This window comes from Streptomyces sp. NBC_00490 (assembly GCF_036013645.1).
Lineage (GTDB): Bacteria > Actinomycetota > Actinomycetes > Streptomycetales > Streptomycetaceae > Streptomyces > Streptomyces canus_F.
This window is the reverse complement of the sequence record NZ_CP107869.1, coordinates 3963717-3987959: the sequence shown is the minus strand read 5'-3', so window position 1 is coordinate 3987959 and position 24243 is coordinate 3963717. Positions and strand designations below refer to the sequence as shown.

The window sequence follows — 24243 nt, the reverse complement described above, 5'->3', positions numbered from 1 at the left end:
ATGGGGCTAACACGTCGAGTCGACTCGATAACAGAGGGTGTAACGGCGGAAGATGGCCGTCAATCCCTCGCGCACGGGTAAATCTCAGTGCAGAGTGAGAAGTTCACGGTGTGCGATGTGCGGGAGGCCGGGATGTCGCAGGAGGCATGGCTCGGGATCGACCTCGGTACGCAGAGCGTGCGGGTCCTGGTCGTCGGCGCCGACGGCACGGTCCTGGGCAGTGGTACGGCCCCGCTGGCCGGGCGGCGCGACGGGCCGCGGCACGAGCAGGACCCGGGGGAGTGGTGGACGGCGGTGTGCACGGCGTCCGGTGCGGCGCTCGGGAACGGCTCCCGGCGCATCGCGGGTCTCGCGGTGTGCGGCACCTCCGGGACCGTCCTGCTGACGGACCCCGCCGGACGGCCCGTGACCCCCGCGCTGATGTACGACGACGGCCGGGCCTGGGCCGAGGCGGAGCGGCTGCGGTCGGCGGGCCTGGCGGTGCAGCACACCTGGGGACTGCCGAAGGCGCTGTGGCTGGCCCGCACCCATGGCCGGGGAACCGTCACCCACCAGCCCGACCTCATCACCGCCCGGCTGATCGGCCGCCCCGTCCCCACCGACTCCAGCCACGCCCTCAAGACGGCCTACGACGTGGCGGCCGACGCCTGGCCCGACATCCCCGGCGCCCCCGGACTGCCGGACGTCGTGCGTCCCGGCACCCTGCTCGGCGAGGTCTGTCCGGCCGCCGCGGAGGCCACCGGCATCCCCGCCGGCACCCCCGTGATCGCCGGCATGACCGACGGCTGCGCGGCCCAGATCGCGTCCGGCGCCCTGCGCGAGGGCTCCTGGAACTCCGTGCTCGGCACCACCCTCGTCCTCAAGGGCGCGTCCTCCGTCCCCGTCCACGATCCCACCGGCGTCGTCTACAACCACCGTGCGCCGGACGGGAGTTGGCTGCCCGGCGGCGCCTCCAGCGTGGGCGCCGGGGTGCTCACGGCGGCGTTCGCGGGGGCGGATCCGGCGGTGATGGACGAGCGGGCCGCGGCGCACGAGCCGGCCGGCGCCATCGCCTACCCCCTGGTCTCCCCGGGCGAACGCTTCCCCTTCCTCGCCCCGCAGGCCACCGCCCTGGTCCTCGGCGAACCCGCGGGCGACGCCGACCTCTGGGCCGCCCTCCTCCAGGGCGTCGCCTTCGCGGAACGCCTCTGCCTGGACTACCTCCACCACCTCGGCGCCCCCCTCGACGGCCCCCTCGCCTTCACCGGCGGCGGCGCCCGCAGCCCGTACTGGAACCAGCTCCGCGCCGACATCCTGGGCCGCCCGGCCCGCATCCCGGAACAGACCGAACCGGCCCTGGGCATGGCGGTGCTGGCGGCCCACGGCGTCACCGGCGAGGCGCTGGCGGACCTCGCCGAGAGCATGGTCCGCATCCGTACGGTCGTGGCACCGCGCCCCGGCCGCACGGCCCTGTTCGCGGAGCCGTACGCCCGGCTCGTGGCCGAGCTGACCACCCGCGGCTGGCTGCCGGAACCCGCGGCGGCACACGCGTACAGCCGCCTCACCCTGGATACTGCGGACTCATGAGCACGACCCTGCTGCTGGCCCGCCACGGCCAGACCGTCTGGCACGCCGAGAACCGCTACGCGGGTGTGAGCGACGTGGCCCTCACCGACGAGGGCCGGGCGCAGGCCGCGGCGCTGGGACGGTGGGCCGCCGCGCACCCGGTCGACGCGATCTGGACGTCCCCGCTCTCCCGGGCCGTCATCACGGCACAGCCCGCCTGCGACGCCCTCGGCCTCACCCCGTACCGCGAACCCGACCTGCGCGAATGCGACTTCGGGGTGGTGGAGGGCCGTACCCTCGCCGAGTTCGCGGCCGAGGCCCCCGGGGCGGCGGAGGCGTTCCGTGCCGATCCGGTGGCGCACCCGTTCCCCGGCGCCGAGAACCCGGTCGAGGCCGCGGCACGGGGAGCGGCCGCCCTGCGCCGCATCGCGGCCGCCCACCCCTCGGGGCGCGTCCTGGTGGTCGCCCACAACACCCTGTTCCGTCTGGTGCTGTGCGAACTGCTGCACATCCCCCTGCGCGACTACCGGCGGGTGTTCCCTCGGCTACGTAACGCGGCGGTCACCGAACTGCGTGTGACCAGCGACGATTCCTCCGCACTTCTCTCCCTGAATGTGCCCTGTGAGCAGGGTGAGTCGTAGCACCATGGGCCCATGACGGAGATCGACACCTCGGTGCCTCACTCGGCCCGCATCTGGAACTACTGGCTGGGCGGCAAGGACAACTACCCCGTGGACGAGGCGGCCGGCGATGCCTACACCGCCGTCTTCCCCGGCATCGTCACCATCGCCCGCAGCAGCCGCGCCTTCCTCGGCCGCACCATCCGGTACCTGGTGGAGGAGGCGGGCGTACGCCAGTTCCTGGACGTCGGCACCGGGCTCCCCACCGTCGACAACACCCATGAGGTAGCGCAGCGCAGCGCCCCCGAGTCGAAGATCGTCTACGTCGACAACGACCCGCTCGTCCTGGCCCACGCCCGCGCCCTGCTCACCTCGACACCGGAGGGCGTGACGGCGTACGAGGACCTGAGCCTGTACGACCCGGAGCGCATCCTCCAGGCGGCGGCCAAGACCCTCGACCTCACCCGGCCGACGGCCCTGATCATGAGTGGCATCCTCGGCCACGTCACCGACTACGACCAGGCCCGCGAGCTCGTCAGCCGCCTCCTGGCCGGCCTCCCCTCGGGCAGCTACCTCTCGCTCAACGAGGGGTCCCGGGGCACCGACCCGGACTACGAACACGCCCAGGACTCCTACAACGAGACCGGCGCCGTCCCGTACTTCCTGCGCCCGATCGAGCAGATCACCGGGTACTTCGAGGGGCTGGAGCTGGTGGACCCGGGCGTCGTGTCCGTGCCTCTGTGGCGCCCGGACACGGACACGACTCCCACGCCGATCGGCCAGCACGGCGGCGTGGGCCGCAAGCCCTGATCCCGAGGCGCACCAGGAAGCCCCCGCGAGTCACGTCCTCGCGGGGGCTTCCGTCATTCCGCCTGCCGTCGGTGAAGGTTGAGAAGACGATCACGAGGCAGGACGACTCGTACGCGCCTCAGGGCGCCAGCAGCAGCACATCCGGCCGGGACTTCGCGGCCTCGTAACGCCGGGCCACGTCCTGCCAGTTGACGACGGCCCACATCGCCTCGATGAAGTCGACCTTCTGGTTCTTGTACTGCAGGTAGAAGGCGTGCTCCCAGGCGTCGAAGACGAGGATCGGCACCGAGCCCTGCCCGACGTTGCCCTGGTGGTCGTAGACCTGCTCGACGATGAGACGGCCGCTGAGCGGCTCGTGGGCGAGGACGCCCCAGCCCGAACCCTGGGTCGTGGCCGACGCCTTGGTCAGCTGGGCCTTGAGGTTCGCGAACGACCCGAACGACTCGGTGATGGCGTCCGCGAGCTGGCCCACCCCGTCCACGGCCAGCGGCTCACCGCCGCCGTCGCCGGTCATGTTGTGCCAGTAGATCGAGTGCAGGATGTGCCCGGACAGATGGAAGGCCAGGTTCTTCTCCAGCCCGTTGATCGCCCCCCACGTCTCCTTGTCCCGCGCCTCCGCCAGCTGCTCCAGCGTGTCGTTCGCGCCCTTCACATACGCCGCGTGGTGCTTGTCGTGGTGCAGCTCGATGATCTCGGGGCTGATCACGGGGGCGAGCGCGGCGTAGTCGTAGGGCAGTTCAGGAAGCGTGTAGACGGGCATGAAGGGGTCCCCTCAAAAGATTGTTGCAACTAGCTTGCAATAACAAGCTAACAGCAAAAAGCCCCCGGTGTGATCCACTCGGGGGCTTTCGGCCGGTCGGTCGGGCCGGTCAGGTCGCCGTGGCGCGCCTGCGCTGCCAGGCGTAGCCGACCGCCGCCAGCACCACCGTCATCCCGCCCGTGAAGTACAGCTGCACCCGCGTGTCCGCCTCCCGGGCCATCAGCACGAAGATCCCCGCCATCCCCGCCATGGCGACCCACGTCAGCACCGGGAACGCCCACATCCGCACGGTCAGCCGCTCCGGTGCCTTGCGCTCCAGCCGCCCCCGCAGCCGCAGCTGGGAGACCGCGATGAAGCCCCAGACGACCAGGATCACCCCGCCGATCATGTTGAGGAGCCAGGAGAAGACGTCGTCCGGACGCCAGTAGCTGAGCAGCACACAGACGAAGCCGAAGACGCAGGAGACCAGGACCGCGACACGGGGGACCCCCGACGACACCCTGCCCAGTGCCTTCGGGCCCTGGCCGCGCGCGACCAGGGAGTAGGCGATGCGCGAGGAGCCGTAGATGTTGGCGTTCATCGCGGAGAGCAGCGCCACGAGGACGACCACGTTCATCAGCTCGCCGGCACCGGGGATGCCGAGCGAGTCGAGGGCGGCGACGTACGGGCCCTTCTCGACGACCGCGGCCGAGTCCCAGGGGACCAGCGTGACGATGACCGCCATCGAGCCGATGTAGAAGAGCGCGATGCGCCACATCGCCGTACGGACCGCGCTCGCCACCCCCTTGACCGGGTCCTCCGACTCCGCCGCCGCGATGGTGACCGTCTCCAGACCGCCGTACGCGAAGACGGAGGCGAGGATGCCGATGACCAGCCCCTCGCCGCCGTTCGGCAGGAAGTCGGAGAGGTTCGACCCACCCGGCGAGTCCGTACCCGGAAGCACACCCGCGATCGCCAGGACGCCCAGCACCAGGAACAGACCGATCGCACCCACCTTCAGCGCCGCGAACCAGAACTCGAACTCACCGAAGTTCTTCACCGCGGCGAGGTTGGCCGCGCAGAAGACCACCATGAACAGGGCCACCCAGGCCCACTCCGGCGTCCCCGGCAGCCACCCCGTCACGATCTTCGCCGCGCCGATGCCCTCCAGACCCACGGCCGTGCAGAGCAGGATCCAGAAGGACCATCCGGCGGTGAAGCCGGCCCAGGGCCCGATCGCCCGCTCGGCGTGCGCGGAGAACGAGCCCGAGGAGGGGTACGCGGCCGACATCTCGCCGAGCATCCGCATCACCAGCATCACGAGGAGGCCGGACAGGACATAGGCGACGACGATCGAGGGACCGGCGGCGGCGATACCCGCGCCGGAGCCCACGAACAAGCCCGCGCCGATGACACCGCCGAGGGCGATCATCGACAGATGGCGCTGCTTGAGGCCGTGGGAGAGGGAGACGTCCGGCTCTTGTGAAGCCCCGACGGAGGTGGTGCTGGGCATGGGCGCGATTCGTCCAGTGCGTGAGACGGCAAAAACGCCCACAGTCTGGGCGGCCTCCCCGGTCGGAGGGAGAGGCCGCCCAGTATCCGGACGCGTCCGGCACGGATCGTGACTACGCCGCCACGCTCGTGTAGTGCGACGCGTCGCCCTCCACCGAGTAACTCTCCTTGCCCTCGATGCCCACGGGGATGTCACCGGCGACGGTCACCCGGTGCAGCCGGCGCGCCTGCCGGTCGTAGTTGTCGACGGCGTAGTGCTGGGTGATGCGGTTGTCGAACAGCACCAGCTGGTTCGGGGACCAGCGGTGGCGCAGGATGTGCTCCGGCCTGATCACGTACGACTGGAGCAGGTCGAGCAGCGTGCGGGACTCACCCACCGACAGGCCCACGATCCGCTGGGCGAACCCGCCGATGAACAGCCCGCGTTCGCCGGTCAGCGGGTGGACGCGGACCACGGGGTGGGCGGTGCGGTACTTGATCGAGGTGAACCGGGCGCGCTGGGCCGCCCTCTCCTCGTCGATGTCCTCCGCGGGCACCGCGTAGTCGTAGTCGTTGGTGTGCTCGGCCCACAGGGTGTCGGCCAGCTGCCGCAGCGGCTCCGGCAGGCTGCGGTAGGCGGCCGCCGAGCTGGCGATCAGGGTCTCGCCGCCGTACGGCGGGAGCGTGATGCTGCGCAGGGTGCTGGCCTGCGGCGGGTTGAGGACGAAGGTGACGTCCGTGTGCCAGTGGTTGGCGCTGCCCTGCTCGCTGTCCACGGGCAGCACGTTCGGGACGCCGTCGACGGCGGGCACGGTCGGGTGGGCGGTGGTGAGGTCGCCGAAGTGGCGGGCGAAGGCCTGCTGGCCCTCGTCGTCCAGGTCCACCTCGTCGAAGACGAGCGCCTTGTGGGCGTTGAGCGCCTCGCGCAGGGCGGTGACCGTCTCCTCGTCGAGGGGCTTGGCGATGTCGACGCCGGAGACCCGGGCGCCGATGTGGGCGGTGACCTTGGTGATCTCGATGCTCATGGGATGTCCTCTCAGACCAGGGTGGCGGTGTACTGGTTGGCGGGGCGGGGGAGGCCGTAGCGCTCCCGCAGGGTCCGGCGCGGTCCGTACTCCTCGCGGAGCAGACCGCGGGCGCGCAGGATCGGGACGACGTGGTCGACGAAGAGGTCGAGGCCGGACGGCAGTACGGCCGGCATGATGTTGAAGCCGTCGGCGGCACCGAGCGTGAACCACCGCTCGATCGCGTCGGCGACCTGCTCGGGCGTCCCCGCGAAGGTGAGGTGCCCGCGCCCGCCGCCGAGCCGCCCGATGAGCTGCCGCACGGTGAGGGATTCCCGCCGGGCGAGCTCGACGATGAGCGTGTACCGGCTCTTGGCCCCTTCGACGGCATCCTCGGAGGGCAGATCGGCAGGCAGCCGCGCGTCCAACTCCAGTCGGCCGGGCTCCAGTTGCAGCAGCCGCTCCAGCCGGTCGAGGCCGTGCGTGTACACGATGTGGTCCTCGAGGACCTGCTCGGCCGCCCGCGCCTCGGCCTCCGTGGACCCGATGACGGGCACGATCCCGGGCAGCACCTTGATGTGCCCGGGGTCCCGGCCGGCCGCCGCGGTACGGGCCTTGAGGTCGGAGTAGAAGTCCTGGGCGTCCTTGAGGGTCTGCTGCGCGGTGAACACCGCCTCCGCGTACCGGGCCGCGAACCGCTTCCCGTCCTCGCTCGACCCCGCCTGCACGAGCAGCGGATAACCCTGGGGCGAGCGCGGCACGTTGAGGGCGCCCTCGACACTGAAGTACGTCCCCTGGTGCCGGGGCGGATGGATCTTGCCGTCGTCCCCCCACACCCCGGCCGACTTGTCGCCGACGATCGCGTCGTCCTCCCAGCTGTCCCAGAGCTTCAGGGCGACATCCAGGAACTCCGCGGCACGGGCGTACCGCTCGGCGTGGGCGGGCTCGGCGTCGAGCCCGAAGTTCCGGGCCGCTTCCGCCCCGGCGGTGGTGACGATGTTCCAGCCCGCCCGGCCACCGCTGATGATGTCCAGCGAGGCGAACTTACGGGCCAGGTTGTAGGGCGAGTTGTACGACGTCGACGCCGTGGCGATCAGCCCGATGTGCTCGGTGGCCGTCGCCAGCGCGGTGAGCAACGTGAGCGGCTCCAGCGCCCCCGCGGGTCGCTGCGCGATGTTCCCCCACAACTGCGGACCATCGGCGAGAAACAGCGAGTCGAACGTGCCACGCTCGGCACTCTTCGCGAGCCTGACGTAGTGATCCAACTCGACATGGGCATACGGATCACTCTCGGGCAACCTCCACGAGGCTTCGTGATGCCCGGTGTTCATGAGAAAGGCGTTGAGGTGGAGCTGGCGGGTCATGCGGGGGTCCTTTGCTTTGTTTTTCAGCCCGTCCGGCGTTTGAGGACGAGGCCCTTCGGGCCGATCGGGGTCTGGGGCGGAGCCCCAGCGGGGTCGAAGGGGCGGAGCCCCTGGGGATGGGATGGGTAGGGGCGGCGGGGGCGAAGAAGGCCCCACGCTCACCCCACGTCCTCGGTCACCCCCAACGCCGCAAGCAACCGCTCCCGGTACTCCCCGAGCAACGGATCCCGATACGACCGCGGATGAGGCCGCTCGATCGCCAGATCGACCCCGACCCGGCCCTCCTCCAGCACCAGCACCCGATCCGCCAGCACGATCGCCTCATCCACGTCATGCGTGACCAGCAGCACCGACGGCCGATGCCGCTCCCACAACTCCCGCAGCAGCGCATGCATCCTGATCCGCGTCAGCGCGTCCAACGCCCCGAACGGCTCATCGGCCAGCAACAACTCCGGCTCCCGCACCAACGACCGCGCCAGCGCCGCCCGCTGAGCCTCACCCCCGGACAACTCATTGGGCCAGGCCCGCTCCCGCCCCTTCAGCCCGACTTCCTCGAGAGCCGCCCGCCCCTTGTCCTCGCCGTCCGTCCCCAGCAGTACGTTGTCCAGGACCCGGCGCCACGGCAGCAGCCGCGAGTCCTGGAAGACGACCGACACCCGCTCGGGCGCCGCAAGCTGACCGCTCCCGACGACCTCGTGGTCGAGCCCCGCGATCGCCCGCAGCAGCGTGCTCTTGCCGGACCCGCTGTGCCCGAGCAGGGCGACGAACTGCCCGGCGGGAATGTCGAGGTCGATCCCGTCGAGGACGACCCGCCCGTCGAACGACCGGGTCAGCCCCCGGAGTCGGACGGCCGGCCGGGTCAGTTGCTCAGTGTGCGTCGCCATGACAGCACCCTCCGTTCGATGAAGCGGACCGTGCTGTCGGAGGCGAGTCCGAAGATGCCGTAGACGACGAGTCCGACGAGGATGACGTCCGACTGGCCGTAGTTCTGGGCCTGGAACATCATGTAGCCGAGTCCGCTGGTGGCGTTGATCTGCTCGAGGACGACGAGGCCGAGCCAGGAGCCGGTGACACCGAGCCGGAGTCCCACGAAGAATCCGGGCAGTGCGCCGGGGATGACGATCTGCCGTATGAACTGGTAGCGGTTGAGCCCCTGCACCTCGGCGAGTTCGACGAACCGGCTGTCGATGCCGGACAGCGCGGCGTGGGTGTTCAGATAGATCGGGATGTAGACGACGATCGCGATGATGGCGATCTTGAAGGTCTCGCCGATGCCCAGCCAGAGGATGAACAGCGGGATCAGCCCGAGGGTCGGGATCGCCCGGTTGAGGTTCACCGACCCGTCGATGAGCGCCTCCCCGACCCGGCTCAGCCCGGCCGCCAGCGCGAGGGCGACCCCGGCGACGAGACCGATCGCGAACCCGGAGGCCGCGCGCTGGAGCGAGGTGAGGATGTCGCCCGGCAGGGTGCCGTCCGTCCACAGATGGGCGCCGGTCTCCACCACCGTCCAGGGCGCCGGGATCGCGGCCGGGTCCAGCCGTCCCGCGGCGGAGGCGGCGGCCCACAGGGCGAGCAGGAGGGCGGGGCCGATGAGCCGGCTGGCCGGCAGGCGGCGGCCGGGGGAGAGGCCCCGCCGCTTCCGTCGTACCGCTTTCGAGGGTTCCGCGACGACCGGTGCCGTCGCCGTCGCCGTCGTGGTCACAGCACTCATTTCCGGTACTCCTCTGATACGGACTTCGCGGCGATGCCCTCGAAGCGGTGGTCGAAGAGCGAGGACACGTCGAACTTCTTCACGAACCCGCCTTCCGCCAGCAGATCGGCGGTCTCCTGCTCCCAGCGGATCGCCTCGTCCCAACTCGGAGAGAACAGCGGCTTGTTGGCGAGTTCGGTGATGCTCTGCGCCTGTGCGAGGGTCAGGTTCTGCGTCTTGACGTAGAACTCCTCGTTCCAGATGTCGGGGTTCTCGTACGCCCAGACCTGGCCCTTGGCCCAGAAGGGGATGTAGGCGGCGACCGCGGCCGCCTTCGCCTTGTCGTTCAGCACGGCGGCCGGTGCCCACAGCAGGTTGAGCAGGTCGACGACGTCCGTCGTGACGAGCCGGGCGCCCTTGGACCCGTACTGCGAGATGTAGGCGGGCGACTGGGTGTTGCCCAGCGGGGCGATGTCCACCTGGCCCGACTGCAGGGCGGTGAGGAACTGGTTGCTGGTCAGCGGGACCAGCTTCACCTCGTCGTACTTCAGCCCGGCCTTCTTCAACGCCCGCAGCAGTACGACACCTTGGGCCTGGCCCTGCGAGAAGGCGAGTTTCCTCCCCCGGAAGTCCTCGACGGAACGGATGTCGCTCCCGGGCTTGGTGGCGAAGACGTAATTCGGCTTCCGGGTGATGTTGATCGCGACGATCTTCGCGTCGAAGCCCTGGTAGTGCGCCTGGATCGGCGGAATTCCCGCATTGTTGGCGAGGTCCAGGGACTTGGCGCGGAAGGCGTTGATGACATCGGGGCCGGCGGCGACATTCACCCAGCTCGACACCTTGAAAGGCAACTCGCCCAACTTGGCGAGCTTGAACTGGAGTTGTTGGGTGTTCGAGAAGGAGGACACCTTCAGGCCGGTGCCGGCCGGGACCTTGTCGGCGAGCGGGGCGGTCGAGGCGCCCTTGTCGCCGGTGGCGGCGCTGGACTCGGCGCAGCCGCTGAGCCCGGCGACACCGGCCGCGGCGCCCACGAGTGAGGTCAGGAACAGTCGCCGGTCTATGCCGGACGTACGGGAAAAAGGCATGGGAGGACTCCCTGAACTGGTGCATGAGAAAAGCGCGGGGAAATAAATTCACGCGGCAGAAATGAGCGCGTCACACGGGGCAACGTGTCAGCAACAGAAGGCGCGACAGTGCAGGTGAGGGCTCATGAACAAGATGCTCCCGGTTGTGCGGAACCCGTGTCAATATTCGGAGTTTCTGAATTAATTCCGCTGAGGTGACACGGCCAGTGGATCCCGGTAGAGCATGTCGAGGGCCACCGAACCGCCGGCCACCGCCAGCACGGAATCCGGGAAACTCGTCGGGATCACGGCCGCCGCCCGCTCGGGTCCCACCTCCTCGCGCAGCGCGGACAGGCAGTCCTCCCGGTGGATCGCGCCGACCTCGGTGACGACGACGGTCTCCGGGTTGAGGATGTCGAGAAGCAGCCCGGCCGCCCGCCCCGTCATCCGCGAGCGCTCCACCAGCAGCCGCGCGGCCACCGGATCCCCGCCCGCCGCCTCCTTCACGAGACGCATCGGGTTCACCCCGGCCATGACGCCCGCCGCCCGTGCCCGCTCGCACAGCGTCCGCTCGCTGAGCTCGACCTGGAGGCAGCCGACCCGCCCGCACTCGCACCGCTGGGTGCCGCCGTCGAGCGGCAGATGGGCGATCGCGCCGGCCTGCGAACGCGGCCCGTGATGCACCTCGTCGTTGGTGGCGAACGCGGCGTCGACGACGTTGCCGACGAACAGGTGCAGCACGCTCCGGCTGCCGCGCGCCCGCCCGAACAGCCGCTCCGCGTTGACCAACGCCCGCGCGTGCCCGTCCACATGGACCGGCAGCCCGGTGCGCGCCTCGATCAGCTCCCGCACCGGCACGTCCCGCCAGCCCAGCAGCTGGTGCTCGACGACGGTCCCGGCCTCCTGGTCCACCCAGCCGCCGGCCGCGAAGCCGATGCCGAGCGGCCGGCGCCCCGGCGCCGCGGCCAGCAGTGCGCCCAGCCCGTCGGCGGCCCGCGCCAGCACCCGCCCCGGCTCGGTGACGCCCTCGTGCTTGAGCTCCCGCGAGGCCACCACGCGTCCCCGCAGATCGAGCAGCGCGACGGTGGTGTGGGGCACCGCCACATGGACGCCGCCCATGACGAAACGCGAGGAGTCCAGGTCGACCGGCACATGGGGCCGCCCCACACCGTTCGACCGCCGGGGCACGGCCGCGTCCCGGATCAGACCGAGCCCGGCGAACCGGGCGCAGTAGTCGGTGACCGAGGCGGGGGAGAGCCCGGTGAGCCGGGCGATGGTGGAGCGCGCCACCGGCCCGTGCTCCAGCACGGACCGCAGCACGACACTGGCGCTGGTGCGCCGCCGGTTGGCGTCGGCGGCGCGCGAGATGGGGGAGGCAAGGGCGGTGGGCATGGCGATCATCCTCGGGAGCGGTTCCGACACTGCGCCGTCTCGGAGGGGAGGCGCGCCGGAGCCGCCTCACCCGGGGCGGCGACAGGCGGCCGCGCTCACTCGCCGCAGGTCGACATGGCGACGCGACGTGAGGGTGAGGGCCTGGGCAACCATGGCTCGAAGGGTAGGGGTGTTCGGGCGGATCCGGCCAGAGTGCGATGCCCTGTTTGGTGGGACCCTACAGACGCCGTTCACACTCGTCACGTGAGTGAAACGTCCCGGCCTCAGTGACCGGTGTCACGTCCTACCCGGTGTAACCACCACCCTTTGTCTGGAGCCCACCAAGTCGTGGCTCCCGCCTTTGTCGAGCGCTGACGGTGATCGGCGCGAGGGTGCCGGGATAGCGTCGCGATGTCCCTCGCCGTTCATACCCTCGCGGAGTCCCCATGAGCACCGCCGTCGCCCTTTCCCGCCCCGGCCAAGTCCTCGCCGACCTGCTTCCGGCCTCCCGTGTCCGGGACGTCGCGCTCGTGCTCGGCGGCGCCGCGCTCACCGGCCTCGCCGCCCAGCTCTCGGTGCCCGTGCCGGGCTCCCCGGTGCCGGTGACCGGCCAGACCTTCGCCGCGCTGCTCGTCGGCACGACGCTGGGCGCGGGCCGCGGCTTCCTCTCCCTCGCGCTGTACGCGCTCGCGGGCATCGCGGGCGTGCCGTGGTTCGCGGGCGCCACCTCCGGCGGCTCGGCTCCCTCCTTCGGCTACATCCTCGGCATGATCCTCGCCTCCACCGTCGTCGGCGCCCTGGCCCGTCGCGGCGCCGACCGCTCCGTGTGGCGCACGGCGGGCGCGATGCTCCTCGGTGAGGCGATCATCTACGCCGTCGGCGTCCCGTACCTGGCCCTCGCCACCGGCATGTCCGCCTCCGCCGCCATCGCGGCCGGCCTCACCCCGTTCCTGATCGGCGACGCCCTCAAGGCGGCCCTGGCGATGGGCCTGCTGCCCACGACCTGGAAGTTCGTCAACCGCTGAAACCGCTGACGTGGTCAGGGAAGAGGCTCGCTGGGTCGTACCGCGACTTCAGCCCGGCGAGCCTCTCGCGCGTCACGGCGTCGTAGAAGCCCTCGCTCCGGTCCCCGGCCCCGAACGCGAAGTTGACCGCCCGCCCGAGCGTGACCGGTGCCGAGCGCTCCGCTGGGTACGGGGCTCGTTCTCCGCGCCCCTTACGGTGCCCCGTACCGTCCCGGAGTTCACCAGGGCCGTCGAGCAGCGCGAAAGCCGGGTCCAGGATCGCCCGCGCCTTTTCCCGGTCGCTCATGGCCAACAGCCGTACCAGGAACCGCCCTTCGCGCCACGGCACGGAGTTCGGGGCGGGCCGGCCGAGCGCCCCGCCGAGATGGTTGATCTGTACGACGACCATGGCACCGGCGCCCGGCCCGGTACGCCTGAGCACCTCGGCGGCCCGCGAGACATCCAGCTCGCTCAGCACCGCACTGTCCCCGTAGTACGTGTGCGGGAAGTCCGGGTCGCTGTGGATGGTGTGGCTCTCGGTGTACGGCATCTCCCGCAGTGAGTCGGCGAGTACCGGCCCGATCTCCCGCAGCGGGGCGACGAGCCGCTCCCCGTCGGCGCCCGTGTACGCGACCCGTACGGACAGGACGTACCGTCCGCGCAGATGCGGCGGCAGCGTCGGCAGGTCCGGATACGGTACGGCCGCGAAGGACGAGGTCAGCCCCTCCGGTACGGTCCGCGTCCACGCCTCGTACGCCCGCAGCGCGGCCTCCGGGTCGACCTGGCGCCCGTCGAAGGCGAGCGAGCCGCCGTACAGCGTCCGCACGGGGACGAGACCGATCTCCAGCTCGGTGACGACACCGAAACCGTGCCCGGCGCCGAGCAGCGCCCAGTACAGGTCGGGCGCGGACTGCCGGGTCACCTGCCGCAGCCGGCCGTCCGCGGTGACGACGTCGAGAGAGCGGACGTGGTCGGCCGCGTACCCGAACTCCCGCGCCAGGATGCCGAGTCCGCCGCCCAGCGTGTACGACACGGCACCGACGCCCGGCGCGGAGCCGTTGAGCGGGGCGAGCCCGTGAGGTGCGGCGGCTTCGACGACCTGGCTCCAGCGGACCCCGGCCTGGACGCGGGCGGTGCGTTCGACGGGGTCGACGCTCACCCGGTCCATGGCCCGTGTCGAGACGAGTACGCCGCCCTCCACCGGGCCCCGCAGTCCGTGCCCCGTGGCCTGGACGGTCACCGGCAGCCGCTCGGCGGCGGCGTGGCGCACCGCGGCGATGACGTCGTCGGCCGAGGCGGCGGCGACGACATGGGCGGGGCGCACGGTGAACCCGGTCTGGAACCCGCTGAGTTCCTCTGCTGTGTGGCTGTTCATGCACCCCATGCTGGAGGCATAACCTGACAGCTTCCGTCAGGTTATGCCTCCGTCGTCGGTCAGGCCTCCCGGCGCCGCGTCGACCACCACAACCCGGCCGCACCGGCCGTCAGCAGTGCCGCGCCCCCCGCCCCCAGCGGGAGCAGGTCACGGGCGGGACCGGTCTGGGGCAGCTCCTTGTCGCCGCCCGGCCCCACGGGCTGGTTGTCGGTGCCGAGCAGCAGCGGGGTGGCCGGGGCGTTCGGCGACGGGTTCGTCGTACCGAACGGAACCGGGCCCTGCTGCCAGAACGTCTTCTTCCCGTCGCCGGTCTGCACCGGCAGACAGATCTTGCCGGTCTTTCCGAGATCGAAAGTCGCGTCCACGGCGTACGACTTCGACTTACCGGCCGCGAGATTGTCGATCGGGCAGGAGAAACCGCTGTTCGAGCCCTCCGGCAGATCGCTTTCGGCAATCGAGGAGCACCCTTGAACGTTATTGACCGTCAGGCCGTCGAAGCCGACGACCAAAAGCCGGATCTTTCCGCTGTCCTTGGTCCCTTCGTTCTTCACCGTGGCGGTGAGGTCGGTCTTTTCGGAACTGTTGTCGACCGAGATCTGTTCGGGCAGCAGCGTGGTCAGCTTCACGCCCGCCGGTGCCTCGTCGACGGCCTTTCCCCCCTTGCTGCTTCCGGGTCCCTCGTCCGCGCCGGCGGCGGTGGAAAGGATCAGCACGGCCGAAAAAGATGCCGTGACCAGCGATCCCGCGATGGTCGTCATGCGACGAGAACTCATGTTCGTCCCCCTTGGCTGCGCCTGAATTCGCAGTACTTGAAGAGCTACCACAAGATTTCTCCGCACTATGCTGGTACGGCGTGAAGTGTGACCATTGTGTTGAAGTAGGCGTTGGCCGGTGCGTGGTTGAGGGGGGTGTGACGGATTGCCGGGGAATACGGGAAACACGAGGAGCGGTGGGGCTCCCGGGATATTGGTGACGGGACGTTATCGCCTGGTCGAGAGCATCGGGCAGGGGGGAATGGGGCGGGTGTGGCGAGCCGCCGACGAGATGCTCGACCGGGAGGTCGCGGTCAAGGAGATGCGCATAGACGGCCTCGACGCCGAGGACGCGCGCACCCGCCGGGAACGCACGCTGCGCGAGGCCCGGGCCACGGCGCGGATCGACCACCCCAATGTCGTACGGATCTATGACGTCGTCGACGAGGGCGAACGGCTGTGGATCGTCATGGAGTTGGTCGCCGGCCGCTCCCTGGAACGCATGATCGCGGAGGACGGCCCGCTCGGCCCCCTGGCGGCGGCCCGTATCGGCGTCGGCCTGGTGACGGCACTGCGTCAGGTGCACGCCCGTGGCGTCCTGCACCGGGACATCAAGCCGGGCAACGTCCTGGTGGAGCGGAACGGACAGCGCGTGGTCCTCACGGACTTCGGCATCGCGGCGATCCAGGACGCGAAGGCGCTGACGATGGTCGGCATGCTGGTCGGCTCACCCGACTACATGGCCCCCGAGCGCATCTCCGGCCGCCCCCAGGGCCCGCCGTCCGACATCTGGTCCCTCGGCGCGACACTCTGCGCGGCGATGGGCGGCCACTCCCCGTTCTCCCGCGACACCACACTCGCCACGCTCCACGCGGTCCTCTACGAGGAGCCCGAACTCCCCACCGCGGCGGGCCCGTTGCGCGACATCCTCGCCGCCCTCCTGGAAAAGGACCCCGACGTCCGCCCCGGCCTGGACGACCTGGAAACCGCCCTCCGACCGGTGGCCTTCCCCCCGCCCACCCCGACAGTGCGGGTAACGAGAACACCACAACCCCAGGAGACGCCCCACCCCCCACCGCCTCCCACCCCCCAACCGCACCCCGACGCCCGAGACCACCTGGCAGAGACCTGGCCGGGAGCCCCACCCGGCCCCCACGCACCGAAATCGACGGGCCGGCCCGCCGACCCAGAGCACACGGCCGACCCGAAGGACTTGCCCGACCCCGACCGGAACCACCTGGGCGGGGTCGGCCCGGAAGTGACGGATGGTTCGCACGCGCCAGAGCAGGCGGACTGGCCCGCTGGTCCGGGGCACATGGCGGCCGAATCTGGGCGGGACGGCCTGGGCGGGGTGGGGCCGGAAGCGACGGGTGGTTCGCACGCGCCGGAGCGGGCGGATTGGCCCGCCGGTCCGGAATACGCGCCCGGGCCGGGGGACTCGGCCGGGTCCGGGCGAGAGCGCCTGGGCGGGGTCGGGACGGAGTCAGCGGATCGGCCCGCTGGGCCGGAACGCTCGGCCGGGCCGGGGGACCTGCCTGAGTCTGGGCGGGATCGCCTGGGCGGGGTGGGGCCGGAAGCGACGGGTAGCCCTCACGCGCCGGAGCCGGTGGACCCGTCCGAGCCCGGCCAGGACCGCCTGGGCGGGGTCGGCTCCGAAGTGACGGGTGGTTCTCACGCGCCGGAGTCGGCGAATTGGCCTGCTGGCCCGGAATACGCGCCCGGCCCCGGGGACTTGGCGGGGTCCGGGCGCCCGGGTGGGGTCGGGTCGGAAGCAGTGGGTTGGCCCGGTGGGCCGGAGTACGCGGTCGGGCCGGGGGATTCGCCTGAGTCTGGGTGGGATGGCCTCGGTGAGGTCGGGCCGGAAGCGACGGGTGCTCACGCGCCGGAGCCGGCGGATTGGCCCGCTGGTCCGGAATACGCGCCCGGTCCCGGGGACTTGGCGGGGTCCGGGCGAGGGCGCCCGGGTGGGGTCGGGTCGGAAGCAGTGGGTTGGCCCGGTGGGCCGGAGCGCGTGGCCGGGCCGGGGGATTCGCCTGAGTCTGGGTGGGATGGCCTGGGCGAGGTCGGTCCAGAAGCGACGGGTGGTTCGCACGCGCCGGAGCGGGCGGATTGGCCCGCCGGTCCGGAATACGCGCCCGGCCCCGGCCGAGTCCCCCGGCCCGGGCGAGGGCGCCTGGGTGGGGTCGGGTCGGAAGCAGTGGGTTGGCCCGGTGGGCCGGAGTACGCGGTCGAGCCGGGGGACTTGCCCGAGTCTGGGTGGGATGGCCTCGGTGAGGTCGGGCCGGAAGTGACGGGTGGTTCTCACGCGCCGGAGTCGGCGCGTCGGTCCGCTGGGCCGGAGTCCGGGTCGGGGCGTGAGTCCGGCTTCGGGGGTGAACCGGACGGTGGGGCCGGAGCCGAGTCGTCGTTGCCCTCCGCGGGCACCCCGCGGACGTCGGTCCCTGACCGTGTGACCTCCCAACTCCCCTGGGCCCCGCACGAATCACCCACGCCCGCCTACCTGGACGCCTCTCGCGTCCCCATGGCTCCCGACCCCCGGCGCTCCGAGCCGGAACCCGATTCCGTGCACGACGCGATCCCGCAGCGGCGCACCGCACCCGCGCGGACTCAGCGCCCCGCCCTCAACGCCGGCAACGCCTCCACGGAAGCGGCCGCGTCCAGGAGTTCCGAGGTCCGTTCCGAAACCCCCGTATCACTCAACCGGTCCGAGGCGGCCACCGAGAGGCGGCCGGTGCACGAGCCGCCTCTCGGGATGGAGCCCGGCGAGCTGCCCGGACCCGCCCGCCCGAGCGGCCGGCGGCACCCGCACCCGCACCGCCGTACCGGACTCCTCGCCGCCGCGGCCATGGTCACCGCCGGTGCGGTCGTCGCCGTCGTGCTCCTGATGAACTCCGGCTCACCCGGCGGGAATCAGGCGGACAGCTCACGGACCCCCTCCTCGACCGTCTCCGGGACACCGTCGCCCACCGTCGAGGGCACGTCCCGCCCGCAGAGCCTGCCGCCGGGCGCGCACCGGGAGGCGGGCGGGTTCGCCTGGGCGACCCCGGAGGGCTGGCGCAGGGACCTGAAGACGGGCGCGGAGGTCCACTACACATCGCCGGACGGCAGACAGGAACTCGTCGCCAAGTCCTCGCTGGCCCGCGGCGATCTGATGGAGACCTGGCAGACCTCGGAGCAGAACGCCCACCAGGGCGAGGACTACCAGAAGATCCGGCTGGAGGAGACGACGTTCCGCGACTACCCGGCGGTCGTCTGGGAGTACACCTTCACGCTCAAGGGCACCAAGTGGCACGCCCAGTTGCTCGGTTTCAACGCGGACGGCAAGTCGTACCAGATCAACACCTGGTACCAGCCCGACATCGAGAACCAGGCGGTGAAGACGTACGACAAGGTCACGGACAGCTTCACGATCCTTTGACGGCATGAGAAAAGGGGCCCCTCGCAAGGGGCCCCTTTTCTCATGATCCTCAAGCCTGACGCGTCAGCCGACCTTGACCTCGTCGACCTCGTCGTGCACCTCGGGGGAGACGGCTTCGGCCCGTCCGGCCCCGACCTTCTCCTTCAGGAAGGCGATGCCGAGCACGAACGCCGCGACGAGCAGCGAGAGCAGCACGGTCGTACGACCGCTGCTCGCACCCTCGGTGTCGGTCAGCATGTAGACGAGCACGAACACGATCAGGCCGGCCGTCGCCCAGGTGAGATACGGGTACAGCCACATCTTCACGACCAGCTTCTCCGGCGCCTCGGCCTGGATGATCTTCCGCATCCGCAGCTGCGAGAAGCAGATCACCAGCCAGACGAACAGGGCGACCGCGCCGGAGGAGTTGACGAGGAAGAGGAAGACCGTCTTCGGGGACAGGTAGTTGAAGAAGACGGCGACGAAGCCGAACACGACCGACGCGAGGATCGCCGTCATCGGCACACCCCGGCTGTTGGTCCGCGCGAACCCCTTCGGCGCGTCGCCCCGCTGACCGAGCGAGAACGCCATGCGGGAGGCGGTGTAGAGGCCGGAGTTGAGACAGGACAGCACCGAGGTCAGCACGATGAAGTTCATGATCTGACCGGCGTGTGCGATGCCGAGCGAGTCCAGGGCGGCGACGTAGGAGCCGTCCTTCTTGATGGACGGGTCGTTCCAGGGCAGGAGCGAGACCACGACGAAGATCGAGCCGAGGTAGAAGACGCCGACCCGCCAGATGATGCTGTTGGTGGCCTTGGTGACGGCCTGCTGGGGGTTCTCGGACTCACCGGCGGCCAGGGTGGCGATCTCGCTGCCCATGAAGGAGAAGACGACGAGCAGTACACCGGTGAGGATCGCGCCGGCTCCGTGGGGAAGGAAGCCGCCGTGGTCGGTGAGGTTGCCGAGACCGGCCTTGTCGCTGTCGACGCCGGGCAGCACCCCGAAGACGGCGAGCCCGCCGATGACGATGAACGCGGCGATCGCGACGACCTTGATACCGGCGAACCAGAACTCGAACTCGCCGTAGGACCCGACGGAGACCAGGTTGGTCGCGGTCAGCACGATCATCACGATGAGGGCCCAGGCCCACTGGGGCACGGCCGGTATCCAGCCCTCCAGGATCACGGCACCGGCGGTGGCCTCGACGGCCAGCACCACGACCCAGAAGAACCAGTACAGCCAGCCGATGGAGAACCCGGCCCAGCGCCCGAGCGCGCGGTCGGCGTGCGCCGAGAACGACCCGGAGGTCGGGTTGGCGGCGGACATCTCACCGAGCATCCGCATCACCAGCACCACGAGCGTGCCGACGAGTGCGTACGACAGGAGGATGCCGGGTCCTGCGGTGGCGATACCGGAGCTGGATCCGACGAAGAGGCCGGCACCGATCACACCCCCGATGGCGATCATCGACAGGTGACGGTTCTTGAGCCCGGCCTGAAGACCGTTACCGGGGTCTCCGGTGGCCTTGGCCTGGGTCGGCTGCGAAGTCATGCGGGGAATTCCTTTGCGCCGGGCGAGCAGTGTCCCGTACGAGCGGCGTACGGATCGGTCCAGTGAATCGGAGGCAAAGGAATTCGTGAACCTTTGATTCCGGATTGTTACTTGAGGTTTTCTTGAGCTTCAATGGCCAGAGCGATAATTTTCCTGGACGACACCCAGGGCTGCTGCCCCGAAACAGTCGTGTCACACTCATCCCATGCGCGTGTATCTCGGCTCCGACCATGCGGGCTTCGAACTCAAGAACCACCTCGTCGACTGGCTCAAGGCGGCCGGTCACGACCCGGTGGACTGCGGCCCCCACATCTACGACGCCCAGGACGACTACCCCCCGTTCTGCCTCCGCGCCGCGGAGCGCACGGCGGCGGACCCGGACTCCCTCGGCATCGTGATCGGCGGCTCCGGCAACGGTGAGCAGATCGCCGCGAACAAGGTCAAGGGCGTCCGCGCGGCGCTGGCCTGGAGCGAGGAGACCGCGTCGCTGGGCCGCCAGCACAACAACGCCAACGTCGTGGCGGTGGGCGCACGCATGCACACCCAGGACGAGGCCACGAAGTTCGTCGAGACCTTCCTCGCCACCCCGTTCTCCGAGGACGCCCGCCACATCCGCCGCATCGACATGCTGGCGACCTACGAGACCACAGGCGACCTCCCCCCGATCCCGCCCCACCACCCCCAGCAGTAACCGACGACGCACCTCCTGCGGGTACCTTTCAGCCCGCCCGGCGTCCACCCGCAGGTGGCTGCGCCCCTGGACGCCGGTCCGGGTCTTTCAGCCCGTCCGGCGCCCGAGGACGAGGGCTCCCTGCGGCATTTCAGCCCGTCCGGCGTTTGAGGACGAGGCCCCTTAAGGGCCGATGGGGGTCCGGGGGCGGAGCCCCCAGGGACCGGGGTCGAAGGGGCGGCGCCCCTGGAGGATGGGACGGGTAGGGGCGGCGGGGGCGAAACCCGCCCCCCGGACGAAGAGGAGCCACCGTGCCTGAGGGGCACACGATCCACCGCCTGGCCAAGGACTACGCCGCAGCATTCCGCGGCAGAAAAACCCAGGTCACCAGCCCCCAGGGCAAGTTCACCGACGCCGCAGACCTCCTCGACGGCGCGGAACTCACCCACACCGAGGCCCACGGCAAACACCTCTTCCTCGGCTTCCGCGACACCGACTGGATCCACATCCACCTCGGCCTCTTCGGCAAGGTCACCTTCGGCCCGACCCCCGCACCCCCACCCACCGACACGGTCCGCCTCCGCCTCGCGAACCCCACGTCGTACGTGGACCTCCGCGGCCCCACGACCTGCGCCCTGATCACCCCCACCGAGAAGCAGTCGATACACGACCGCCTCGGCCCCGACCCGCTCCGCGCCGACGCCACCCCCGACACCGCGTACCGACGGATCTCCCGCAGCCGTACGACGATCGCCGCCCTGCTGATGGACCAGAAGGTCATCGCCGGCGTAGGAAACGTCTACCGCGCCGAGGTCCTCTTCCGGCACCGCATCGACCCGTACCGCACCGGAAACACCCTCACCCCACGGGAGTGGGACGCGATCTGGCACGACCTCGTGGACCTCATGCGCGAGGGCGTGAAGCACAACCGCATCGACACCGTCCGCCCCGAACACACCCCCGAGGCGATGGGCCGCCCGCCCCGCGTCGACGACCACGGCGGCGAGGTGTACGTCTACCGCAGGGCCAACCTGCCCTGCCACATCTGTGGCGGCGAGATCCGCACCGCCGATCTCGCCGCCCGCAACCTCTTCTGGTGCCCGACCTGCCAGAAACCCTGACCCCGGCCTAGAACCCGTGCGGCAGCCACGGCGCCACGGCGGAGCCGAACCCCACCGAGGCCTCCGCCAACGCCCCGCGCCGAAGCTCCCGCACCCGCCCGGCGGCCCCCAGCGAGGCCAGGCTCACCCCACCGAGATACGCCGCCCCCAACTCCCGTACGGACAGAGCCAGATCCGCCGGGTCGGTGGTCCGCTCGCAGGACGCCCCCTTCGCGTCCCCGCTCAGCCGCCAACGCCCCGCGTTCCACGGACAGAAGTCGTCCGCGACCTCGAACACCACGTCCACCGGCGCCTGATAGGTCCGCGCCTCCAGCGCGGCCCCCACCTCCACCAGCCGCACATGCAACGAGTCCCGCACCCGCAGCGAACACCGCCGGATGTCGGACACCAGGTACTGCCACGCGTCGTCCACCGGCCGCCCCCGGGTCAACAGCTTCGAGGTCAGGTCGATGTCGAACAGGAACCGCCACAGCGCCGCGTACACCGCGGGGTCGGGCGCCTCGACATCACGGAGCAGCACCTTGCCCTGCGGCCCGGTCGGCTCCCAGTCCGGCTTGACCTGGAAGCGCGCGTACCCCACGACCTCCCCGTCCCGCTCCGCGACCACGCACTGCAGCGGCGAGGCCCCCTCCCGCTCGCTCTCCGGGTCCAGCAGCATCAGCCGCTCCCAGCCGGGAGTGCGCGCCACCATCCCCGGCCGCGACGGCACCACGCGCGCGTACACCGCCTCGCACGCGCCCAGCGATTCGGCGGGCTCGGCGTACCGCAGGCGTACGTCGTCCGTCCCCGGCGGGACGGACAGCCGCACCTGCTTGGTGTCGATCTCGCCGGTGACGGCATACGTACCGACGCCGTACCCGAACCGCCCGTAGATGGCGGGCTCGGAGGCGGTCAGCACGGCCAGCGGCCACCCCCACTCCCGTACGTCGTCCAGCTGCCGCCGCATCATCGCCGTGAGGACACCACGGCGGCGATGGGTCGCGGCCACACTGACCATGGTGACGCCGGCGGCCCGTACCGAGGCGCCGCCGGGTACGGTCAGGCGGAAGCTGAACGCACCCGCCGTACCGACACACGCGTCGCCGTCCCAGACGCCGAGGGAACGGTCGGTCTCGGTGAGGGTGTCCCACAGCTCGCGCTCCTGGGCCGACTCCGGGACCCCGCCGAAGGCGCGGATCAGGGTGTCGTACCACTTGTCCCAGTCCTGCCGTCGCAGCACCCGCGGTTCGGTCGCCAAGTCAGAAGCCATGGACCATGCCTACCAGGGCATTGCGGGACGAGCCAGGGAATTTCTCCTTGGCGGCGCCACGACGGCTTTCTGTGAAGTTCACTGTGAAGTTGAACCTCGGACGGGGGACAAGTGGGACCTCCCGTGCCAAGCAGCTGGTCCGATGGATAGGGTCCCGAACTAATGGCAGCAGGACGAGAGCGGCGCGCGGAAGCCGAGACGTTCACGGCCCGGTGGAAGATGCAGTGGCACCGGGCCCGCGTCGGCCTGCGCAGAAGCGCTGTGGACTACTTCCGCGGGGACGGTTCGGACTGGGTCGCGCTGGCCGGGCTGCTCATCACGATCCCGCTGATCGCGGCCACGACACTCGCCAACTCGGTCTGGGTCTCCCCGGCCGCGCTGGTCCTCCCGATCGTCGCGGGCGGCCTGCTGCTGCGCCCGGCGAGCCTGCTCGGCCTGTACGCGGCGGCGGCGACGGCACTGATCGTGGAGTCCGTGCAGCTGGGCCCGTACACGGAGGGCCCGTCCCGGGTGACCCCGGGCATCGTGCTCGTGGTGGCCGCGTGCGGTTTCTTCGGTCTGCTGATCGCCCAGTTCCGCAGCCGGGTCGGAGTGCCCTGGCGGCGCGGCGGCACCATGCTCTTCGACCTCCGCGAACGCATCCGGGTCCAGAGCAAGCTGCCGACGCTGCCGCAGGGCTGGCACCGCGAGATGGCCCTGCGCCCGGCGGGCGGCCAGTCCTTCTCGGGCGACTTCGTGGTCGCGGCCCGCACCAACGGCGGCCGCACGATGGAGGTCGTCCTGACGGACGTGTCGGGCAAGGGCATGGACGCGGGCAGCCGCGCCCTGCTCCTCTCCGGCGCCTTCGGCGGCCTGCTGGGCAGTCTGCCGCCGCACGCGTTCCTCCCCGCGGCGAACGGCTACCTTCTGCGCCAGGACTGGGACGAGGGCTTCGCGACCTCGATCCACCTGGTCCTGGACCTGGACTCCGGTGACTACGAGCTCTACTCCGCCGGCCATCCCCCGGGCCTCCAACTGAGCGCGGGCAGCGGCCGCTGGGAGGAGAAGGCGGCCGAAGGCCCCCTCCTCGGTGTCTACGACGGCGCCCAGTTCGATCCGGTCAAGGGCTCGCTGCGCCCCGGCGACGTCCTGATGCTCTTCACCGACGGCCTCGTCGAAACCTCCGAACGCGACATCGTCGAGGGCATCGACCGCCTCACCGGCGAGGCCGACCGCTATGTGGCCGGCGGGTTCCACGGCGCGGCCTGGCATCTGATCGAAGCGGTGGCGAAGGACGTCAACGACGACAGGGCGCTCCTGTTGATCTGCCGAGAGGGCCCGACGGCCCAGGCGGCGAACCTCTGAGGGCGTGACCCTCCCGCGGTGGGGTTTACCCCCGCCTCGATCCGCCAGCCGTCCGCATGGTCGCCGTACCCGCCGAATCCGT

Annotated in this window: 21 protein-coding genes and 1 pseudogene; 9 read left to right on the top strand and 13 right to left on the bottom strand. The window is 70.8% G+C overall.

Going from position 1 to position 24243, the window contains the following annotated elements:
• The first annotated feature begins 132 nt into the window (after positions 1–132).
• The 3 genes from OG381_RS18005 to OG381_RS17995 are packed head-to-tail and all read left to right on the top strand — an operon-like array spanning position 133 to position 2975.
• Entirely contained in the window at positions 133–1566 is a 1434-nt protein-coding gene (locus OG381_RS18005; RefSeq protein ID WP_327722489.1) for an FGGY-family carbohydrate kinase, read from the top strand.
• Entirely contained in the window at positions 1563–2186 is a 624-nt protein-coding gene (locus OG381_RS18000; RefSeq protein ID WP_327717106.1) for a histidine phosphatase family protein, read from the top strand. The genes OG381_RS18005 and OG381_RS18000 overlap by 4 nt, the downstream gene beginning before the upstream one ends.
• Positions 2187–2198: 12 nt before the next feature.
• Positions 2199–2975, top strand: a complete 777-nt coding sequence (locus OG381_RS17995; RefSeq protein WP_327717105.1) for an SAM-dependent methyltransferase — start codon at positions 2199–2201, stop codon at positions 2973–2975.
• Between the two features lie 118 nt (positions 2976–3093).
• Here the strand turns inward: OG381_RS17995 and OG381_RS17990 are convergent, their stop codons facing one another.
• The 9 genes from OG381_RS17990 to OG381_RS49655 all read right to left on the bottom strand — a co-directional run bounded on the left by OG381_RS17990 (position 3094) and on the right by OG381_RS49655 (position 11872).
• Positions 3094–3735: a superoxide dismutase gene (locus OG381_RS17990; protein WP_327717104.1), complete on the bottom strand. Its 642-nt coding sequence runs from the start codon at positions 3733–3735 to the stop codon at positions 3094–3096.
• Positions 3736–3844: 109 nt separating this feature from the next.
• The gene (locus tag OG381_RS17985; protein ID WP_327717103.1) at positions 3845–5227 is read right to left on the bottom strand and encodes an amino acid permease; all 1383 of its coding nucleotides are present in this window, start codon (positions 5225–5227) and stop codon (positions 3845–3847) included.
• Between the two features lie 112 nt (positions 5228–5339).
• Entirely contained in the window at positions 5340–6230 is an 891-nt protein-coding gene (locus tag OG381_RS17980; RefSeq protein WP_327717102.1) for a TauD/TfdA dioxygenase family protein, read from the bottom strand.
• An 11-nt stretch (positions 6231–6241) separates the two neighbouring features.
• Positions 6242–7573: an LLM class flavin-dependent oxidoreductase gene (locus tag OG381_RS17975; protein WP_327717101.1), complete on the bottom strand. Its 1332-nt coding sequence runs from the start codon at positions 7571–7573 to the stop codon at positions 6242–6244.
• Positions 7574–7731: 158 nt separating this feature from the next.
• Positions 7732–8457 carry an ABC transporter ATP-binding protein gene (locus OG381_RS17970; RefSeq protein ID WP_327717100.1) on the bottom strand — a complete coding sequence of 242 codons (726 nt, stop codon included), beginning with the start codon at positions 8455–8457 and terminating at the stop codon, positions 7732–7734.
• Complete coding sequence (locus tag OG381_RS17965; RefSeq protein WP_327717099.1) at positions 8433–9284, bottom strand: ABC transporter permease; 852 nt, start codon at positions 9282–9284, stop codon at positions 8433–8435. Before OG381_RS17965 ends, OG381_RS17970 begins: the two co-directional genes overlap by 25 nt.
• Positions 9281–10348 (bottom strand): ABC transporter substrate-binding protein, encoded by a 1068-nt coding sequence (locus OG381_RS17960; protein ID WP_327717098.1) that lies wholly within the window; start codon positions 10346–10348, stop codon positions 9281–9283. Before OG381_RS17960 ends, OG381_RS17965 begins: the two co-directional genes overlap by 4 nt.
• A 180-nt stretch (positions 10349–10528) precedes the next feature.
• Positions 10529–11719 carry an ROK family protein gene (locus OG381_RS17955; RefSeq protein WP_327717097.1) on the bottom strand — a complete coding sequence of 397 codons (1191 nt, stop codon included), beginning with the start codon at positions 11717–11719 and terminating at the stop codon, positions 10529–10531.
• Between the two features lie 66 nt (positions 11720–11785).
• On the bottom strand, positions 11786–11872 hold the full coding sequence (locus OG381_RS49655) for a putative leader peptide (RefSeq protein WP_353694792.1): 87 nt from the start codon (positions 11870–11872) through the stop codon (positions 11786–11788).
• A gap of 272 nt (positions 11873–12144) precedes the next feature.
• On the opposite strand from OG381_RS49655, the gene OG381_RS17950 reads away from it, so the two are divergent.
• The gene (locus tag OG381_RS17950) at positions 12145–12723 is read left to right on the top strand and encodes a biotin transporter BioY (protein ID WP_327717096.1); all 579 of its coding nucleotides are present in this window, start codon (positions 12145–12147) and stop codon (positions 12721–12723) included.
• On the opposite strand, the gene OG381_RS17945 is transcribed toward OG381_RS17950, so the two are convergent.
• Positions 12713–14077: an FAD-binding oxidoreductase gene (locus tag OG381_RS17945; RefSeq protein WP_327717095.1), complete on the bottom strand. Its 1365-nt coding sequence runs from the start codon at positions 14075–14077 to the stop codon at positions 12713–12715. The genes OG381_RS17950 and OG381_RS17945 overlap by 11 nt on opposite strands.
• Positions 14078–14136: 59 nt before the next feature.
• Positions 14137–14850: an LPXTG cell wall anchor domain-containing protein gene (locus tag OG381_RS17940; RefSeq protein ID WP_327717094.1), complete on the bottom strand. Its 714-nt coding sequence runs from the start codon at positions 14848–14850 to the stop codon at positions 14137–14139.
• Positions 14851–15091: 241 nt separating this feature from the next.
• On the opposite strand from OG381_RS17940, the pseudogene OG381_RS17935 reads away from it, so the two are divergent.
• Together OG381_RS17935 and OG381_RS17930 are read left to right on the top strand one after the other, a co-directional pair.
• A pseudogene (locus OG381_RS17935) lies at positions 15092–15760 on the top strand (serine/threonine-protein kinase); the annotation flags it as partial.
• Between the two features lie 1518 nt (positions 15761–17278).
• Positions 17279–18247, top strand: coding sequence for a hypothetical protein (locus OG381_RS17930; RefSeq protein WP_327722774.1), 969 nt, complete (start codon positions 17279–17281; stop codon positions 18245–18247).
• Between the two features lie 63 nt (positions 18248–18310).
• Here OG381_RS17930 and OG381_RS17925 read toward each other — a convergent pair whose 3' ends face one another.
• Entirely contained in the window at positions 18311–19777 is a 1467-nt protein-coding gene (locus tag OG381_RS17925) for an amino acid permease (protein WP_327717093.1), read from the bottom strand.
• Positions 19778–19982: 205 nt separating this feature from the next.
• On the opposite strand from OG381_RS17925, the gene OG381_RS17920 reads away from it, so the two are divergent.
• Together OG381_RS17920 and OG381_RS17915 are read left to right on the top strand one after the other, a co-directional pair.
• Positions 19983–20468: a ribose-5-phosphate isomerase gene (locus OG381_RS17920; protein ID WP_307030645.1), complete on the top strand. Its 486-nt coding sequence runs from the start codon at positions 19983–19985 to the stop codon at positions 20466–20468.
• Between the two features lie 290 nt (positions 20469–20758).
• Entirely contained in the window at positions 20759–21568 is an 810-nt protein-coding gene (locus OG381_RS17915; RefSeq protein WP_327717092.1) for an Fpg/Nei family DNA glycosylase, read from the top strand.
• A gap of 7 nt (positions 21569–21575) precedes the next feature.
• On the opposite strand, the gene OG381_RS17910 is transcribed toward OG381_RS17915, so the two are convergent.
• The gene (locus OG381_RS17910) at positions 21576–22817 is read right to left on the bottom strand and encodes a GNAT family N-acetyltransferase (protein ID WP_327717091.1); all 1242 of its coding nucleotides are present in this window, start codon (positions 22815–22817) and stop codon (positions 21576–21578) included.
• Positions 22818–22979: 162 nt separating this feature from the next.
• Between OG381_RS17910 and OG381_RS17905 the strand changes: the two genes are divergently transcribed.
• A complete protein-coding gene (locus OG381_RS17905; RefSeq protein WP_307030652.1) occupies positions 22980–24161 on the top strand; it encodes a PP2C family protein-serine/threonine phosphatase in 1182 nt (393 codons plus the stop codon).
• The last annotated feature ends 82 nt before the right edge of the window (positions 24162–24243 follow it).